The 16,303-nt window shown below is 44.4% G+C and carries 17 protein-coding genes; 13 read left to right on the top strand and 4 right to left on the bottom strand.

The features are described from left to right. Window positions 1-162: 162 nt before the first annotated feature. On the top strand, window positions 163-360 hold the full coding sequence (locus GKS34_RS00685; RefSeq protein ID WP_163382893.1) for a hypothetical protein: 198 nt from the start codon (window positions 163-165) through the stop codon (window positions 358-360). Window positions 361-434: 74 nt separating this feature from the next. Here the strand turns inward: GKS34_RS00685 and GKS34_RS00680 are convergent, their stop codons facing one another. Further along, complete coding sequence (locus tag GKS34_RS00680) at window positions 435-1,394, bottom strand: calcium/sodium antiporter (RefSeq protein WP_163382892.1); 960 nt, start codon at window positions 1,392-1,394, stop codon at window positions 435-437. Window positions 1,395-1,539: 145 nt separating this feature from the next. Between GKS34_RS00680 and GKS34_RS00675 the strand changes: the two genes are divergently transcribed. The 6 genes from GKS34_RS00675 (at window position 1,540) to GKS34_RS00650 (ending at window position 7,516) form a co-directional block, all read left to right on the top strand. Further along, on the top strand, window positions 1,540-1,893 hold the full coding sequence (locus GKS34_RS00675) for a hypothetical protein (protein ID WP_163382891.1): 354 nt from the start codon (window positions 1,540-1,542) through the stop codon (window positions 1,891-1,893). Between the two features lie 120 nt (window positions 1,894-2,013). Next, a complete protein-coding gene (locus GKS34_RS00670) occupies window positions 2,014-2,520 on the top strand; it encodes a hypothetical protein (protein WP_163382890.1) in 507 nt (168 codons plus the stop codon). Between the two features lie 286 nt (window positions 2,521-2,806). Continuing rightward, window positions 2,807-3,331: a hypothetical protein gene (locus tag GKS34_RS00665; protein WP_163382889.1), complete on the top strand. Its 525-nt coding sequence runs from the start codon at window positions 2,807-2,809 to the stop codon at window positions 3,329-3,331. A 116-nt stretch (window positions 3,332-3,447) separates the two neighbouring features. Beyond that, window positions 3,448-5,115, top strand: coding sequence for a ribulokinase (locus GKS34_RS00660; protein ID WP_163382888.1), 1,668 nt, complete (start codon window positions 3,448-3,450; stop codon window positions 5,113-5,115). Window positions 5,116-5,441: 326 nt separating this feature from the next. Beyond that, on the top strand, window positions 5,442-6,023 hold the full coding sequence (locus tag GKS34_RS00655) for a DUF4136 domain-containing protein (RefSeq protein ID WP_163382887.1): 582 nt from the start codon (window positions 5,442-5,444) through the stop codon (window positions 6,021-6,023). A gap of 167 nt (window positions 6,024-6,190) precedes the next feature. Further along, window positions 6,191-7,516, top strand: coding sequence for a DEAD/DEAH box helicase (locus GKS34_RS00650; protein ID WP_163382886.1), 1,326 nt, complete (start codon window positions 6,191-6,193; stop codon window positions 7,514-7,516). Here the strand turns inward: GKS34_RS00650 and GKS34_RS00645 are convergent. Both GKS34_RS00645 and GKS34_RS00640 read right to left on the bottom strand, forming a co-directional pair. Further along, on the bottom strand, window positions 7,513-7,734 hold the full coding sequence (locus GKS34_RS00645) for a hypothetical protein (RefSeq protein ID WP_163382885.1): 222 nt from the start codon (window positions 7,732-7,734) through the stop codon (window positions 7,513-7,515). The genes GKS34_RS00650 and GKS34_RS00645 overlap by 4 nt on opposite strands. Before the next feature lie 47 nt (window positions 7,735-7,781). Next, entirely contained in the window at window positions 7,782-8,642 is an 861-nt protein-coding gene (locus tag GKS34_RS00640) for a phytanoyl-CoA dioxygenase family protein (RefSeq protein ID WP_163382884.1), read from the bottom strand. 302 nt (window positions 8,643-8,944) lie between these two features. Between GKS34_RS00640 and GKS34_RS00635 the strand changes: the two genes are divergently transcribed. Next, window positions 8,945-10,948: an alpha/beta hydrolase gene (locus tag GKS34_RS00635; RefSeq protein WP_163382883.1), complete on the top strand. Its 2,004-nt coding sequence runs from the start codon at window positions 8,945-8,947 to the stop codon at window positions 10,946-10,948. A gap of 73 nt (window positions 10,949-11,021) precedes the next feature. Next, window positions 11,022-11,276, top strand: a complete 255-nt coding sequence (locus GKS34_RS00630; RefSeq protein ID WP_163382882.1) for a hypothetical protein — start codon at window positions 11,022-11,024, stop codon at window positions 11,274-11,276. Window positions 11,277-11,299: 23 nt separating this feature from the next. Here the strand turns inward: GKS34_RS00630 and GKS34_RS00625 are convergent, their stop codons facing one another. Continuing rightward, entirely contained in the window at window positions 11,300-11,806 is a 507-nt protein-coding gene (locus GKS34_RS00625; protein ID WP_163382881.1) for an acyl-CoA thioesterase, read from the bottom strand. 96 nt (window positions 11,807-11,902) lie between these two features. Between GKS34_RS00625 and GKS34_RS00620 the strand changes: the two genes are divergently transcribed. The 4 genes from GKS34_RS00620 to GKS34_RS00605 all read left to right on the top strand — a co-directional run bounded on the left by GKS34_RS00620 (window position 11,903) and on the right by GKS34_RS00605 (window position 16,292). After that, window positions 11,903-12,703: a universal stress protein gene (locus GKS34_RS00620; protein ID WP_163382880.1), complete on the top strand. Its 801-nt coding sequence runs from the start codon at window positions 11,903-11,905 to the stop codon at window positions 12,701-12,703. A 234-nt stretch (window positions 12,704-12,937) separates the two neighbouring features. Beyond that, complete coding sequence (locus GKS34_RS00615) at window positions 12,938-13,939, top strand: NAD(P)H-quinone oxidoreductase (RefSeq protein ID WP_163382879.1); 1,002 nt, start codon at window positions 12,938-12,940, stop codon at window positions 13,937-13,939. 22 nt (window positions 13,940-13,961) lie between these two features. After that, window positions 13,962-15,347, top strand: coding sequence for an amidohydrolase family protein (locus GKS34_RS00610; RefSeq protein WP_163382878.1), 1,386 nt, complete (start codon window positions 13,962-13,964; stop codon window positions 15,345-15,347). Window positions 15,348-15,530: 183 nt separating this feature from the next. Beyond that, window positions 15,531-16,292 (top strand): creatininase family protein, encoded by a 762-nt coding sequence (locus tag GKS34_RS00605; RefSeq protein WP_163382877.1) that lies wholly within the window; start codon window positions 15,531-15,533, stop codon window positions 16,290-16,292. Window positions 16,293-16,303 lie beyond the last annotated feature (11 nt).

The following is a 16,303-nucleotide window of genomic DNA, read 5'->3' as shown; positions in this document are numbered from 1 at the left end:
GAGTCCCCTTTTTTCTTCCCTTCCCTATGACCTCATACGAGAGAAAATGGGAAGTAATTCTTTCAAAAAAATATACTTTCGACCAATGGCCAATAATGAAAAATTTGGCACGCAAATTAGATAGATTGTTTTGTCCAAGCGACACTAAAAAAAGCAAAACAAATGAAAACAATCATCCTAGCTTTGATGGTCTGCACAGCAGGCCTTCAGCTTTCCTGCGGAAAAAAAGCCACAGAAGAATCCCTAGTTGTACCTACTGAACAGATTGAGGATGTTCCCGAACCTGAAAATGTGGAAGAAATACCTCTGACTGAGGATTCCGTACAGTCGGAAAACGTTTCACCGGCTGTTACCCAATAAGCTGCCAATTAACCTAAGCTGCCACCTCAAATGGCAGCTTTTTTTTATCTTACTTACACTATAAAGCGAAAGCGTTACAAAAAGAGCAAATAATACAAATACCCCGCATAGATTAACAGGAAAGTGATTCCCTCCCACCTTTCTAGCATTCTCCCTTTTCCGGAGAAAATAAATAAAAACAGTAGCAAACCCGCCACACAATTCATCACAATGTCTAAAAATGTCCCATCATGAATCACAACCGGAAAAATGGTCGATGACAGACCTAATATTAGGAATATGTTGAAGATATTTGACCCTACCACATTGCCTATCGCAATATCCACTTTTTTCTTTCTTACCGCTGCCAGGGAAGTGGCGAGCTCAGGCAAGGAAGTTCCTATGGAGACGATGGTTAATCCGATGACTCTCTCAGATAATCCGAAGGTTTGGGCAATAAAAATGGCATTGCTGACGATTAAATGTCCTCCATATACCAAACCTGCCAAGCCCAGGAACAACCAAAAAATGGCACTGCTCACTTTCATTTCCGTTACGGGCACTTCTTCAGCTTGGGCTTCGGGATTTTTTGAAACCATCACATTATAAACTATAAATACCAAGAAAAACGATATCAGAACCAGCCCTTCACTTCTGCTTACCAGATTCGATTCACCCCCATCCAACCAGCGATCACCGGCCAGGATCCAAACCAGCAATGCAGCCAGCAAACTCAGCGGTATTTCTATCCAGGTAGTATTCGACTTTACAGTCAGTGGATAAACAAATGCGCAAACCCCTAAAATTACCAGTACGTTGAATATATTACTACCTAGTACATTGGCCATAACCATTTCTCCGGAACCCTCCATTGCCGCCATCACGTTTACCGACAATTCGGGTGCGGAGGTACCAAAGGCCACAACGGTTAGTCCAATCACCATATTAGGAATGGATAGCCGCAAAGCAATACTAGAGGCAGACTCCACCAACTTATCTGCTCCGTAAACCAACAGAACAAAACCAATTACAAGTAATACCGACGAAAGAACCATTTGGGCTGACAAATTTAAAGGTCGAATATAAAGGCTTATTTATTACAAAGAAACAGGTTCAACCTTAATTTTTTTTCTATAAACTAAGCAATTATTTTATAACTATCGTTAAAATCATAAGATTCGATAGAATATTCGATAGAATATGAGCCTTAAAACAAGTACAAAAACCTTTCTATTGCTTTTTCTAACGGGATTGGCTATCTCAGTCCATTCTATAAGGGTCTTTTCTGACAACGAAAAGAGTACAGAAGTTTCTTCCTTTCGATCCTTTATTGACAATGATACCACATCGGATTTTCCTGTTCTATTTGAAAGTCTGGAATCAGACTCCAGCAAAAAAACAGAACGTACCCATCGGCCAGCGGTTTCCGATAGAGGTCATTCTGCCCAGGTTGAGTTTTTACCCGATAGGTTAAGGAGTTTAGCAACTTTGTCAGCAATCGTTGCCATTCACCGGCTTCGTTTGATTCTCTTTCCCTTCCACATTTTCGACTAATCGGGATAGCTTCCCCTTATGTATTTCCGCATTGCCCTATATTATTGGCTTCCTAAGCTATAAGGGTATAAAGGGGTATTTGCATGCAATAATATTTATTCCTACTTCTTAAAATCAACGATGACACCAATAGAACCGGTCAGTCTTGGAATTTCCCTGATGGCCATAATAGCATTTATTACCCCATTCGTTTATCATTCAAAGAAACGAAAGCGACTGGAATTGATTCTGCGACAGCAATTTTTCCGTGAAGCCCAGGAGTACGGTCTTCAACTCCACCAATACGATTTTTGGCGAGGTCAATATGCAATCGGATTGGACGAAACCAACCGAACACTTTTATATGCAAACTCCTCTTCGCCACTGGGATTGGTTCAACTTCAGATCGGCGATATAAAAGACGTATACCTTCTTAAATCCAGTCGATTTAAAGGAAGGGGAAGGGAAAGAGAGGAAATAATTGACCGTTTGGAAATTCAGGTGGTGCTTTGGAATCCGGAAACTGTCGGTCCTCGATTGCTCTTTTTCGATGGAGAAAGACACTCGGACTTACTCGGAGAGGGACCACTAGCCAAAAAATGGGTTCAAATTATCAATGCTCAACTCGCCTGTCCAATTAAAAATTAATTACTAGTCGAAAGCCGGGAAAATCGAATCACTTTCCCGGCCTTTTTTTACATTTTTTTCGAAGAAACTACTAGTCGGAATTAGGGTAACTCTTAGCCTATTTTGGTCGGGGGCGGGTGTTTCAAAAATCCCGATTGTAAGATATTAACACAAAAAAGGAAATAAAAAACACCTAAATTTGAATTTTTAATACTTTTTTTTGTATTTTGTCGATGAAATCACCTTGATTCGAATCTCTAACCCGCATTCGAGCAAGAAATCTATTTTTATGAGATAATTAACAGATATGACCAATATCCAAAATTCATTAGCACTTGCTTTTTTACCTGGATACTTGTTTTCCAGCCAATACGAAAAGCAGCCAATCCATATTAAAGGGGGCACACCCCCTCCGGTTACCGCCAACCCCCAGGAAAAATCGGATCAAAAGTTAATTCGACGCTATCTGGAAGGCTTACAACTGGAAAGTTATGATTATATAAAGGAATTAATTCATCCGGAATTTAGGTGCATTAATACGAATACGGATTCCATACGGGACAGCATGCAGGAACTGGCCCATTGGAAGTCCCAACATAAAAAAATGAGCCACCTGTCTTTCAGTGACCCTATTCTTAAAAGCATTCGGGTAAACCGCGGGATTTTGAAAGGGGACTGGACGCTGGTTTGGACTACTTTCTCCGCGTTGGATGGAGAGACCTTAAAATCAATCAAGTACGAATACCACATGGCTATAAAAACCGAAAACGACTCCATATTGGAAGTCCAAACCTGGCATCAGGAAGATCCTTCTGAATCGGATCTTTACTAAGTTGTTCTGGTATTTTTAAGATAATAATGGGTCATTTTTCAATATTTGGGTATATTTTTACAAATAGGAAGCTATTATAAAAGATGGCTTTTCTATCAACCCAAAATAAATAACACATGGACAAATACGTATTGGGAGTTGATTTTGGAACCGACTCCGTCAGGTCCGTCTTGGTGAATGCAGCAGATGGTAAAACCGTATGGGGGGAAGTATTTGCTTATCCCCGCTGGAAAGCGGGCAAGTATTGCAACCCTGGAAAAAACCAATTCCGCCAACATCCTCTGGATCATTTGGAAGGCTTGGAGCATACCATTCGCGTGGTTATGGAAAAGAGTGGAATTTCTAAAGAATTGGTAAAAGGAATCTGTGTAGATACTACGGGTTCTTCACCCCTTCCGGTAGATAAACATGGGCAAGCCCTTGCACTGTCGCAAAAATTCACGGACAACCCTAATGCCCAAATGATTTTATGGAAGGACCATACAGCGGTGGCTGAAGCGGATGAAATCAATGAGCTAGCCAGATCCTGGGGTGGAGAAGACTTTACCAAATACGAAGGAGGTATTTATTCATCGGAATGGTTTTGGGCAAAAATTCTTCACACTATCCGGGAAGACCGGGAAGTAGCTGCGGCCGCTCATTCCTGGATGGAGCATTGCGACTACCTTACTTATGAACTCATCGGTGGAAAAGACCTTCCTGGATTTAAAAGAAGCCGCTGTGCTGCAGGTCACAAAGCACTCTGGCATGAAAGCTGGGGCGGACTTCCAGATACTCGGTTTTTAGAACAGTTGGATCCCCGATTGGCAGCCTTGAAAAATAACCTTTATAAAGACACTTACACATCCGATACGATAGCAGGGTACCTTTCGGAATCCTGGGCGGAAAGAATGGGACTGGAACCCGGAACAACCGTGGCTGTAGGGACCTTTGACGCACATGCAGGGGCAGTGGGAGGAGAAGTAGCTGACGGGACACTTGTAAAAGTGATGGGTACGTCCACCTGCGACATCATGGTCACCTCTCCGGCTTCTTTGGAAAACAAAACCGTAAAAGGTATCTGCGGGCAGGTAGATGGGTCGGTCATTCCTGGAAAAATTGGTCTGGAAGCCGGACAGTCAGGATTTGGAGATGTTTTGGCTTGGTTTGTCCAATTAATTCAAAAACCAGTACTGGATACCCTTACTGAATCCGGGCTGGATGAAGCAACTTTTGCTAAAATAAGCAGCCATTTGGAGGACAAGTTAATACAAACCCTATCCAATCAGGCAGCCTTACTTTCTCCGGATGCAAGCCAGGTTATAGCATTGGACTGGATCAATGGCAGGCGGACACCGGATGCGAACCAAAACCTGAAAGGAGCCATTTCCGGACTGGATATGGGGACCGATGCTTCCGGCGTTTTTATGGCTTTGGTAGAATCCATTTGTTTTGGCTCCAAAAGGATCATTGAGCGGTTCAGAGAAGAGGGCATTCCCATACAGCAGGTGATAGGATTGGGAGGCGTTGCAAAAAAATCGACTCTGGTCATGCAAACCATGGCGGATGTATTGGATATGCCCATTAAAGTAGCGAAATCAGAACAAGCCCCTGCACTTGGTGCAGCCATCTATGCCGCCACGGCAGCAGGACTTTATGATAGCGTTACAGATGCGGTTTCCAAAATGGGTAATGGTTTTGATAAGGTATATCAACCCAGGGCGGAATATCGTAACGTTTATCAAAAAAAATATCAACGATACCTGGAATTGGGAAATTTTATCGAAAACGGCCAAAAGCGGTAGCAACCATTCGTTTACAGAATTATACCACAGGCAATCATTTTTGATTGCCTTTTTTTATGTATTGGAAGGGATTTCCTGGTTTATTTCTTAACTAAAGCTATCTCTCTTATTATCAGTAAGATAAGTTTTTTCATTTCCCCGGTAAATTTTTGGAATTTCTTTTGAAAATCGCTAACATTAACTTGAATTTTATTATTAGCTCCACAAACAAAAATTCTATTACGAAGTTTAATGGTTATTGACAAAATAGTATTCTGAAACGGAAAAAAGGTTGTCTATTAATTTTACTTCAAGCCATAACTCCAACACGTTCAAAACAAAATTGTATGAAAAATTTTAACTACTTCATCTTTGTTTTGCTGATCCTTAATTCAGCTTGCCTATCCCAAAAAGATTTTATTGCCGAATACGACTACAATTACAGAGGAGCCTTTAAAAAATACCAGACCTTTGGTTTTGTTGAAGAGGAAGGAAAAAACGATGCCGATTTTACCGGCATTATTGAAAAATCCATTAGTTCCCGATTGGGTTCACAAGGCTTCCGGCAAAAAGAAAATAATCCCGATTTGTTGATCATTCACAAGCTATACATGAGTGAGGTTCGTTACAGAGGATACAATCAGCCCAACTTTGACTACTGGTTAAAAAAGCAGGGGATAGAGTTGGTGGAAGAATCCGTTCTGGACAGTATTGAGCGCCAAAAACGAGGGGAAAACTACAATGCGGTAAAATACACTCAAAATGACGGCATGTTGGTAGTCCTGGTTATCGATCATAAAAAGGGTAATACCATCTGGCAGGGATACACCTCCGCCTATTTTGATTATGCCTCTCCAAATATTCACATTGACCTTACCCGTGCTACCTATAAGGTGATGGATCAATTCAAAATTCTTACTAGAAATTAATTTAATTCTCTTAACGGTATATTTTGGGCATCTCGTCATTGCTGATGGGATGCCTTTTTGTTATTTCACGGTAAAGGCTTAGCTCAAAGCAGGTTTTTTAAACTGGATTCTTGTTGAATTTTGCTCCGGAGGGCGGTTTCCGAAACCACAATCCGTACCTTTGCCAAATGACTGCAGCAAACAATCCCGACTACCAACCCTTTCTTGATAATCTTCCATTCGACGCGTTTAACGAAATGCAACTTGCCTTTTTCCAAAAGGCAGCTTCATCCAACGAAGTGATCTTACTGGCCCCAACGGGTTCCGGCAAAACACTGGCTTACCTCATTCCCCTCGTTCAACAACTGCAGGAAGAAGGTCCTTCCAAAAAGGCATTGATAGTAGTACCCTCACGGGAACTTGCCTTGCAAATCGAACAAGTATTCAAATCACTGAAGACAGGGATTTCCTCCTGCACCTGCTACGGCGGCCACGAGATGAAGGTGGAAACCAATCGCCTTAAAGACAATCCCGGTCTGGTGTTGGGTACACCCGGAAGACTCTCCGACCATGTCCTCAGCGGAAACATCGAGCCGGATAATTTTTCCCTTATTGTCCTGGACGAATTTGACAAGTCCCTTCAACTTGGCTTCCACGAACAATTGAATATGCTGTTCGAAAAAATAAAGGGAAATCCCCAATTTTATTTGACCTCCGCCACGCTTCTGGATCCCCTACCCGATATGCTTCCAAACAGAGATTGGGAGACCCTGGATTTTCTGAAAAATAAATCCTCCACCAATCTGGAACTGAAATTGGTGAGAACCTCCAGTGTCGAAAAAGCGGATACACTCCTGCGGCTACTGGCGGATTTGGGTGGGGAAAGTACCCTGGTTTTTTGCAATCACCGGGAGGCTGTGAACCGAATCAGCCAGTTGCTTACCGAAAACAACTTCGCTCATGCCCTGCTGCACGGTGGCATGGAACAGATAGACCGGGAGAAAAACCTCATACGTTTCCGGAATGGTAGCCAGAACATACTAATTGCAACCGATTTGGCTTCCAGAGGTCTGGATATTCCCGAAATAAAGCAGGTGGTGCACTACCAACTTCCCACGTCGGAGCAGGCATATATTCACCGCAATGGCAGAACCGCACGCATGCATGCTTCTGGAACCGGCTACCTGGTATTGGCCCATGACGAGCACCTTCCGGAATATTTGACCAAAGAATTGCCGGAATACCATGTCCCAGCGGATTTCACCATTCCCGAACCTCCTACTATGGAATGCCTGTATATCAGCGGAGGGAAAAAAGACAAGATCAGCAAAGGGGATGTGCTGGGCTTTTTAACCAAAACAGGTGGACTGAAAGGCAATGAAATTGGATTGATCAGTATCCTGGAAACGGCAACCTATGTAGCCATTCCCCGTCATAAGGTTTCCGATCTGCTTAAAAATACATCTGGCCAGAAATTAAAAAAAGTGAAGGTAAAACTGGAAATCGCTAATTAAGTTCGATAATGTTCAATGGCATGGTTTTCATGTGTCCAAAATTGCATTTCTCCAGATCTATTATTAAACTTAGCATGATAAGCAAAAATCATCTTCAACCATTCCTTTCTGCTTTCCTGTGGATTTTCCAATATCATTTTGAGCAATTTCTTGCTTGTAAACTTTTTGAAATCCCGAACCCAGTCTGATAATTTTCCATCTTTTTGTTGAGCAATCAAGTGAAGGTGATTGGTCGTGATGACTTAACCAAACAAAAAAAGCAACTTCAGCTATCTTTCTGAATCTCCACATCCGATTCCCATCCAGTGTTTTTTAGGGCCGGATCATTTTCTTTTTTTAGAAAATCGGCCTCCGAAAGGGAAGCTGCTTCCCATTCCAAAATGGCTTCGTCCGGTACCTGATCTATGGGTTCCTTCCATGCAGTGGAAGGTTCATTGTACGCGATATTTGACAGGGAATTAAAACAAGAGATAATGCTCCACCTGGGTTCATCCGACAGGTTGGCTGCCGAACGGTGAAGCAGGTTACTATGAAAAAACAAGGCATCACCGGGCTGCAACTCACAATATACCAATTCCATGGTTTTTAAGGCATTGTCGACCATAACCTTATCCGCACCCACTTGCTCACCGGCAAAGCCATGGTTAACCCTCCCCAACTTATGCGAGCCTTTGATTACCTGCAAACATCCGTTTGCTTTAGAGGCTGGGGTAAGCGCAACCATTACACTTAGCAACTGATCCGGAAACATAAACTGATTTTTGTACCAGTACCCGTAGTCCTGATGCCATTCCCAGGCTCCACCCACCTTGGGTTCTTTTTGCATCAATTTGGAATGAAAATGGCAAACAGGAGCATCTCCTTCCAACAATTCCGACACAGACTGAACCATTTTCCGGCTACGGGTCAGGTAGCCAAAAACATCATTTCCCGGCTTAAACCAGAGGGACAAGCGGGTCTTTTTTCCCGATTGATCGTTGAGGTCCATGGCATTTTTACGCATGGCCTCATCGTCCAGGGCAACCCGGTATAATCTATCCGTCTCTTCCCGGGAGCAAAATCCAGGTACCACCAGGTATCCATCGCGGGCATAATCTTGGGTTTGTTGCTTGGTAAATGGCTTCATGGAGTTAAGCTAAACAGAATTTCTGAAAAATAAAAGTAATCCCCATCAAACAAAAACAAGGCTTCAGGGGTCCAAAATTGCATTCTCGGAGTTCTCTGAGGCTACTAGTTGTTCTTTTCCTTCTACACTGTAGTCCTGAAAACAACCGTTTGGTTTTAAGTCTGCATGGCTGAATATATCTCCAATTGCGCGTATTTTGATGGTATTTAAGGGTTTTTTGACTAGCTTACCAGGCAGTTTCCCGGACGGACAGGCTATGCCATTGTTGCTTTTCGGATCAGATTAATATTAATGAAATACCCATGACAAGCCCTTCAAAGCTACTTTCATTCTATCTGGCAGTATTCCTTACTTGCCCACTGTTTACTTCCATGGCTCAAGACGGTCCGGTTCGGAATTCGATCCTGCCCTATTTACATCAGGAAGCTACTGCCCTGAGTGCTGGTTTTCCACCGCAAAACCTCTCTCCTTCCGACTGGGAAAACCGCAGGCCGGAGCTATACCAGCAGTTTATCGAAATGATGGGCTTTTCCATGGAGGGGCCGCGTACCGCACCTCCTGTCCGCCATACGGGGACCATTCAGGAAGATGGATTTACGATTGAAAAATTTTATTTTGAGTCCTTGCCGGGATTGTTTGTACCGGCCAATTTGTATTTACCAGACGATACCAGCTCCCCACGACCACTGGTCTTATACCTTTGTGGCCATGCACCTGGGCAAAAAGCGCATTACCAGGCCCATCCACGTAAACTCGCCCAACTGGGCTTTGCCTCCCTGATATTTGATACCGTGCAATTTGGGGAAGTGGATGGCCATCACTGGGGACCCTATAACAAAGGTTGGTTTCACTGGTATTCCCGCGGTTACAATCCCGCTGCTGTAGAGCTGTGGAACGCCATCCGGGCCTTGGACTACCTGGCCGAAAGAGAAGAAGTGGATATGAACAATGTTGGCGTCACCGGTATTTCCGGCGGGGGATCTCAAAGCTGGTACCTGGCCGCAGCAGATCCCCGGATCAAAGCAGCCGCCCCTGTATGTGGGGCTGGCACCCTGGATTCCCAGATAGGCGATCGAAGGATTGACGGACACTGCGATTGCATGATGCCGAACAACACGTTTCAAATGGACTTCACTGACATTGGAGCCCTGATCGCTCCAAAGCCGCTACTAATTGCCCAGTCGGACCGGGACGAACTTTATGGCGTCGAATCCACCCGGGAATTTTACCAGATGTTATCCTCCTTTTACAAAAACCTGGAAGCGGAAGATCATGTTTCCCTGGTAATAACACCCGGAGGGCATTCTTACCACGAAAAATCGCGCAAAGCCATTTTTTCATTCTTCTTAAAACACCTGATGGGGAAAAACGTCTCTCCCGGGCAAATTGCAGACATCGAAACGGATCCCGCTGCCTTGCTTCCCGCCGAAAGCCTGGCGGTGTATGGGGATTCCCCACCTGAGGGGGATCTTACTCCTGTCATTCAGGATCACTTTCTAAAGATCCCTTCCCCGCCGGAAATCAATAGTGAAAAAGAGTTAGAAGAGCAGCGCAAAAAGGTTAAAGAATATTTATCCACCCATACCTTTGGAGCATTTCCTAAAGCGGCGGCATCCTTTGAAGGCAAAGAAATATACCGAACGGCTGACCTGGCTCCATTTGGAAATAAGACGTTTGCGTTTAACAGCGAAAAAGGCTGGCGCTTAAAGCTGAACGTGTTTTATCGTCAGAATCCGGACGAAAACCATCCCCTGGTAATCATTTTAAGTAGCCCCGGTGAAGAACGCTGGGATTCGGAAAGTTTTGCTCAAAAAATCGCCCGCGGACAAAACGTTGCCTATCTGGAAGTACGGGGAACCGGGGAGGCTGGCTGGGCACCTGAATTAAACTGGCACGTGCGCAGGGCAGCAGCCTGGACGGGAAGAACATTGCCTTCCATGCAGGTATACGATGCCTTGCGGGCCCTGGACTATGCCCGAACCTTGCCTGGAGTAGATCCGGAAAAAATCAGCATCGCTGCCAGAGACGGCATGGGGCTGGTTGCCATGTATGCGGCTTTTTTGGACGAGGAATGCGAAAAGCTAATCTTGTCCCATCCTCCGGAGACCCATGACCAACCCAGCCCTGTTAACGGCAGAGATACCGCTCTGGAATTGCTAAACGTACTAAAAATAACAGACATGTACCAAATTCCCGCCCTGATAGCACCTACCCAAACCAGCTTTTTGGGAGATGTACCCGAGGCTTACCTTTGGTCGGAACAAAGCCTGAAAAAGGCCGGCAAAAGCGGCTTTATACGACAGTAAGTTTACCAGGATCAAACGGTTACCTTGTAAAAATTCTTTTGATTTAAAGAAAAAACAATTATTTTTTAAAAGATTGATCTTTTGGCCGGAATTTCTATTGCCCGTTTTTTCGGAAGAGACCTTACCTTGCCAGCAGGTAGCCGTCAGAATCAAACCTCAGGAAAATGCAGACGAGGTTCGTTCCGAGTTTGCATTTCTGCAGGCAGCAGCAAAGGGGCAATGGCTAAAGGTTACGCTTTTAGACAAGGATTTCAAACCTTTGGGAAGTGGATGGATTCGCTGGGAAAAAGAAAACCAGATCCTGGTTACCTTCAGCTTATTTAGCTAGTTTATCCAATGGATTTGGTGCGCCTATAATTTGGATTTAATTTCTTTGATTCTGTCTTTTACAGTCATCTTCTGAATGTCGATTGATTCTGATACGGCCATTAGGAAATCCTTTACAGCCCCAGTATGTTCGGTAGACTTCCCTTCCTTCATGTCCACATAGCGCATGGTTGTCCACAGTAAGGTTTTCAACTCCTCCTTGTTGTCATCGGTCATGTAATATTCAATAAGCACGGTTTGGTGATCATGCCAGATGACGCGGCTCATGATACGGACCCATTCCCCTACCCGGGCCGGTCGGACATAGGAAATAGTATGGTTGTACACCACCCAGGCAGCTTTGTATTTGCGGATAAAATCAATCATTTCCACACCGTATAACTTGGGAACCTGGTCTTCACGGGCATTGAAGAAGTAATCGAAATACTTGGCATTGTTCAGGTGTTGCAATGGGTCACAATCCTGAAAGCGAACGACCACCCGGCTCTCCGTTTCCTTTGGATAATGTTTTTCTTTATCAAATTCAAACATTGCTTGATTAGGTATGAATAACAAAGATATATGATTTAAATCATTGTGCCGAATAGATTAAATTTCATTATCTTAAGGATCATAAAAAAACCTACTATGAAGATCCTAGTTCCAACCGATTTGTCCGAGAATGCGGCCAATGCTTTTTCTTTTGCCAGGTCTTATGCGCAACAGCAAGATGCCAGCATTACCTTAATGTATTCGTATTACGCGGTCTATGATTTTGCGGCTCAGGCAGCAGAGATTATTCAGGCCATTGAATCCGATGCCAAAGCAGCATTAAAAAAAGTGATTAGCGACACCGATGGTTCGGTAAAGGTGGATTATAAAATCATTCAGGGTACGGTTTCCACGGCCATATTCGCCACGGTAGCGAATGGGGATTATGACCTGATCATCATGGGAACGCAAGGAGCGAGTGGAATCAAAAAAAACCTGATTGGATCCAACACGGCCACTGTGGTTAAGGAAAGTGAGGTCCCCGTCATCGCCGTGCCCTTTAATGCCACTTTCGAATCAATCAAAAAAATAAGGGTAGCGCTGGAACTGGAAAATGAAAACGAAACCATGTTCCGAAAACTAATCGAACTTACGGAAACCTGGAACCTACCCTACGAGGTGGTTCATGTGGAGTCCGGCTCTGATTTTAACAAAGAAATCAGCTTTAAAGGCATCGCTGCCCATTTGACTGAGAATTTTCCAGATTGTGACTTTACGTTTGAAAAACTGGAGGGTGAAGACAGCGACAAGGGTTTAAACGAATACCTGCAGGGCAAATCGGACAGTTTGCTGGTCATGTTTTCGAAGGAGAAAAGTTTTTTTAATTCCCTGTTTTCCACAAGTCACAGTGTTGAGATGGCCTATCACACTCATATTCCTCTATTGGTTATAAAATAAATAAATGAAATCGAGTATGACGAATACGTCACACGGTGGGATGATTAACAACCATGGGAAATTCTCCCAAATAAATTCGGGACCTGCTATCCCGACCTTCGATACGGGACAAGTTGTGACCATTAAGAAACAATTATAAACACATGAAATCGAGCATGACGAGATCGACACACAGAGGGATGATTATCAAGCATGCGAGATTCCACCTGACCGCTGAAAAAAAAATATAAACAGATGAAAGCAATCGTAATCACCAAACCAGGTCCCCCTGAAGTTTTGCAGCTGGAAGAAAGGCCGCTTCCGGTGCCCAAGGATAACGAAGTGCTTATCCGCGTTCGGGCGGCAGGAGTAAACCGACCCGATCTTGCCCAACGCCTGGGAAAATACCCTGCTCCGGATGGTGTACCGGAGGATATTCCGGGATTGGAGGTTTCAGGGTGGGTGGAGAAGTTGGGCAAAACGGTTAAAACCTGGGAAATAGGTGACGAGGTATGCGCACTTATCGCCGGTGGTGGTTATGCAGAATACGTGGTTGCCCCAGCAGATCAATGCCTCACCATCCCGGAAGGAGTCAGCCTGGAAGAAGCAGCATCCCTGCCGGAAACCTTTTTTACCGTATGGAACAATGTTTTCAAGATCGGCAGGTTTCAATCGGGCGAAAAAGTATTGGTACATGGCGGCAGCAGCGGAATTGGCGTCACAGCCATTCAGATGATTAAAGCACTCGGCGGAGAGGTGTACACAACGGCAGGTACCGATGAGAAATGCAAAATCTGCGAGAAACTGGGATCGCGAATGGCCATCAATTACCGCAATGAGGACTTTGAAGAAAAGTTGAAAACCAGGTTACAAGGGGCAGAAATAAACCTGATTCTGGATATGGTAGGGGGATCCTATGCCTTAAAAAATATTCGCTTGCTTGCTCAGAAGGGCCGACTGATCATGATCAACGCCATGGATGGAAGCATCGGAGAAGTCGATTTGATTCGGATAATGAAAAAACAACTGGTGCTTACTGGTTCCACCCTGCGCCCTCAATCTGTGGAGTACAAAGGCAACATTGCAACTGAACTAATGGCTCAGGTATGGCCCCTTTTCCCGGATATGATCCACCCGGTAGTACATACCGCATTTCCATTGAAAGAGGCATTCAAAGCGCATCAATTGATGGAAAGTTCAAAGCATGTGGGTAAGATCCTTCTACTGGTACAAGAGCAGATCAAAACATCAAGCTAAATTTCCTACCAAATCCAACGCTATGAATTACCTCCCTATTTCACTAATTCTGAGTCTCCTTTTCTTTTCCTGTGGACCGCAAACCGAAAAATTTTCCCTGACTCCAGAATATACTGTATTGGAAAATGTCCGGGTCATTGATATAATGTCTGGAAAAGTAGATACCAGCCATGTCATCATTAAAGGTCGGCTAATTGACCGGATCGTTCCTGCTAGCTCTCCTGTTGATTGGGGAGAGGGTAAGGTCATTGCAGGTGAGGCTAACTACCTCCTGCCGGGCCTGGCAGAAATGCATGCGCATATCCCTACCCTGGAATGGAACGACCCCTTGGTGGAAGAGACCCTTTTCCTCTACCTTTCCAATGGCATTACCACTATCCGGGGAATGCTGGGCAATCCGGTACACCTACCCTTGCGGGAGAAAGCGGAAGAGGGAGAAATCCTATCTCCGAGAATTTTTACCTCCAGTCCCTCACTGAACGGAAACACCGTTCGCAATCCGGAGGAGGCCCGGGAAAAGGTGATCGCTTATGCTGAAGATGGTTACGATTTTCTGAAGCTGCATCCCGGTATTCGGTTACATGTTTTTGACACCCTGGTAAAGACCGCCAACGAAGTCGGAATCCCCTATGCAGGCCATGTTTCGAATCTGGTCCGTATTCGTCACGCCCTTTCCAGTGGATACCAGACAGTGGATCATTTAGATGGTTTTCTGGAAGGCCTGGTTCCAGAGGAGGCAGGGGTTAATCCCATAGAAAATGGTTTTTTTGGCTATAATTTCACGGACCTGGCTGATAAAGAACTTATTCCGGAATTGGTGGCACTTAGCAAAGCAAATGAGGTTTGGGTGGTGCCCACGCAGGCGCTTTTTGATCGCTGGTTTTCGCCCACTCCTGCAGAAGAGCTGGCCAGGCAGCCGGAAATGAAGTACATGAATCCGGAAACGATAAAAAACTGGATAGCTAGTAAAAATAATCAGACAACAGGGGATGATTATGATGCAGATCAGTGGCGAAGGTTTAATGACATCAGGCACGACCTTATCAAAGCGCTCCACATGAATGGGCACGGGTTATTATTGGGATCCGATGCCCCTCAGGTATTCAATGTACCAGGATTTTCAATCCATCACGAATTGCAGGGTATGCTCGATGCAGGACTGAGCCCTTTAGAGGCGTTGCAAATTGGCACCGTTAATCCTGCTACTTTTTTTGAAGGGAATTTTGGCCAAATAAAAGAAGGAATGGAAGCAGACCTGATACTGGTAGAAAATAATCCGCTGGAAGATCTGAGAAATCTTCGGAATCCTACTGGGGTTATGGTCAGGGGACGTTGGCTGGACAGCGAATTCATTGAAGAAAAATTGGCATCCATTGCCGAAAAATACCATAGCACGGGGCAGGAATGATCCCGGGCTTTAAAATCGTATCCAATAGTGTCAACAACGTATCTGTAATAGCACACCATTCCGGCTATTGCTGCCCGGGGAGCATTCAGCCTTTTTGATATACCAGATTTGAGATGGAATTTCTAAAAAAATATGGTTTATTTACGTTTTAGAGAACCGATTTAAATCATTAATTTATTGACAATGAGACCCTATATTTTGGCAGAGACCAACTGGAAAGCCTTAAAAGATGAAAAAATTGAGTTGGCAGTATTGCCGTGGGCTGCCACTGAAGCGCATAATTATCACTTGCCATACGGTACCGATATTTTTGAAGCCGATGCCATCGCTGCTGCTGCTGGAGAAATTGCCTGGAAATCCGGAGCCAAAATTACCATCCTCCCCACCATTCCATTTGGGGTCAATACCGGCCAATCGGACATTTACCTGGACATGAATCTCAATCCCAGCACCCAATTGGCCATTATCAGGGACCTGACCAATGTCTTGCATAGGCAAGGTATCCCTAAACTGTTGATATTAAACAGTCATGGAGGAAATGACTTTAAAACTATTTTGCGCGAAATCGGACTGGAATTTCCCGACATGTTTTTTAGCACTTGCAATTGGTTTCAATCCATGGATAAAACCATCTACTTTGAGCACATGGGTGATCATGCGGATGAAATGGAAACCAGCCTGATCATGCACCTGCATCCACATCTGGTCGGCCCTCTGTCCGAAGCCGGTGATGGTGCTGAAAAAAAATCAAAAGTGAAAGCACTAAGAGAGGGCTGGGCCTGGGCGGAAAGAAAGTGGTCCATGGTCACAAAAGATACAGGAATCGGAAATCCTAAAGCTTCCAGCCCTGAAAAGGGTGAACGATTTTTTAAAGATGTTGCCCAGAAACTGGCTCAATTAATGATCGACCTGGAAAAGCTGGACCTGGCAAACCGCTACGAATAAATGAAGATTCA

This window comes from Cyclobacterium jeungdonense, assembly GCF_010994275.1.
Classification (GTDB): Bacteria; Bacteroidota; Bacteroidia; order Cytophagales; family Cyclobacteriaceae; genus Cyclobacterium; species Cyclobacterium jeungdonense.
The sequence above is the reverse complement of the archived record's forward strand: the minus strand, read 5'-3'. Positions and strand labels throughout refer to the sequence as shown.

What these genes read in the sequence shown, in the direction of transcription:
- GKS34_RS00675 (WP_163382891.1), top strand. Translation starts at nt 1,540, where the DNA reads ATGAGCCTTAAAACAAGTACAAAAACCTTTCTATTGCTTTTTCTAACG.
- GKS34_RS00640 (WP_163382884.1), bottom strand. Translation starts at nt 8,642, where the DNA reads ATGAAGCCATTTACCAAGCAACAAACCCAAGATTATGCCCGCGATGGA.
- GKS34_RS00615 (WP_163382879.1), top strand. Translation starts at nt 12,938, where the DNA reads ATGAAAGCAATCGTAATCACCAAACCAGGTCCCCCTGAAGTTTTGCAG.
- GKS34_RS00670 (WP_163382890.1), top strand. Translation starts at nt 2,014, where the DNA reads ATGACACCAATAGAACCGGTCAGTCTTGGAATTTCCCTGATGGCCATA.
- GKS34_RS00605 (WP_163382877.1), top strand. Translation starts at nt 15,531, where the DNA reads ATGAGACCCTATATTTTGGCAGAGACCAACTGGAAAGCCTTAAAAGAT.
- GKS34_RS00610 (WP_163382878.1), top strand. Translation starts at nt 13,962, where the DNA reads ATGAATTACCTCCCTATTTCACTAATTCTGAGTCTCCTTTTCTTTTCC.
- GKS34_RS00660 (WP_163382888.1), top strand. Translation starts at nt 3,448, where the DNA reads ATGGACAAATACGTATTGGGAGTTGATTTTGGAACCGACTCCGTCAGG.
- GKS34_RS00620 (WP_163382880.1), top strand. Translation starts at nt 11,903, where the DNA reads ATGAAGATCCTAGTTCCAACCGATTTGTCCGAGAATGCGGCCAATGCT.
- GKS34_RS00685 (WP_163382893.1), top strand. Translation starts at nt 163, where the DNA reads ATGAAAACAATCATCCTAGCTTTGATGGTCTGCACAGCAGGCCTTCAG.
- GKS34_RS00680 (WP_163382892.1), bottom strand. Translation starts at nt 1,394, where the DNA reads ATGGTTCTTTCGTCGGTATTACTTGTAATTGGTTTTGTTCTGTTGGTT.
- GKS34_RS00665 (WP_163382889.1), top strand. Translation starts at nt 2,807, where the DNA reads ATGACCAATATCCAAAATTCATTAGCACTTGCTTTTTTACCTGGATAC.
- GKS34_RS00625 (WP_163382881.1), bottom strand. Translation starts at nt 11,806, where the DNA reads ATGTTTGAATTTGATAAAGAAAAACATTATCCAAAGGAAACGGAGAGC.
- GKS34_RS00650 (WP_163382886.1), top strand. Translation starts at nt 6,191, where the DNA reads ATGACTGCAGCAAACAATCCCGACTACCAACCCTTTCTTGATAATCTT.
- GKS34_RS00635 (WP_163382883.1), top strand. Translation starts at nt 8,945, where the DNA reads ATGACAAGCCCTTCAAAGCTACTTTCATTCTATCTGGCAGTATTCCTT.
- GKS34_RS00655 (WP_163382887.1), top strand. Translation starts at nt 5,442, where the DNA reads ATGAAAAATTTTAACTACTTCATCTTTGTTTTGCTGATCCTTAATTCA.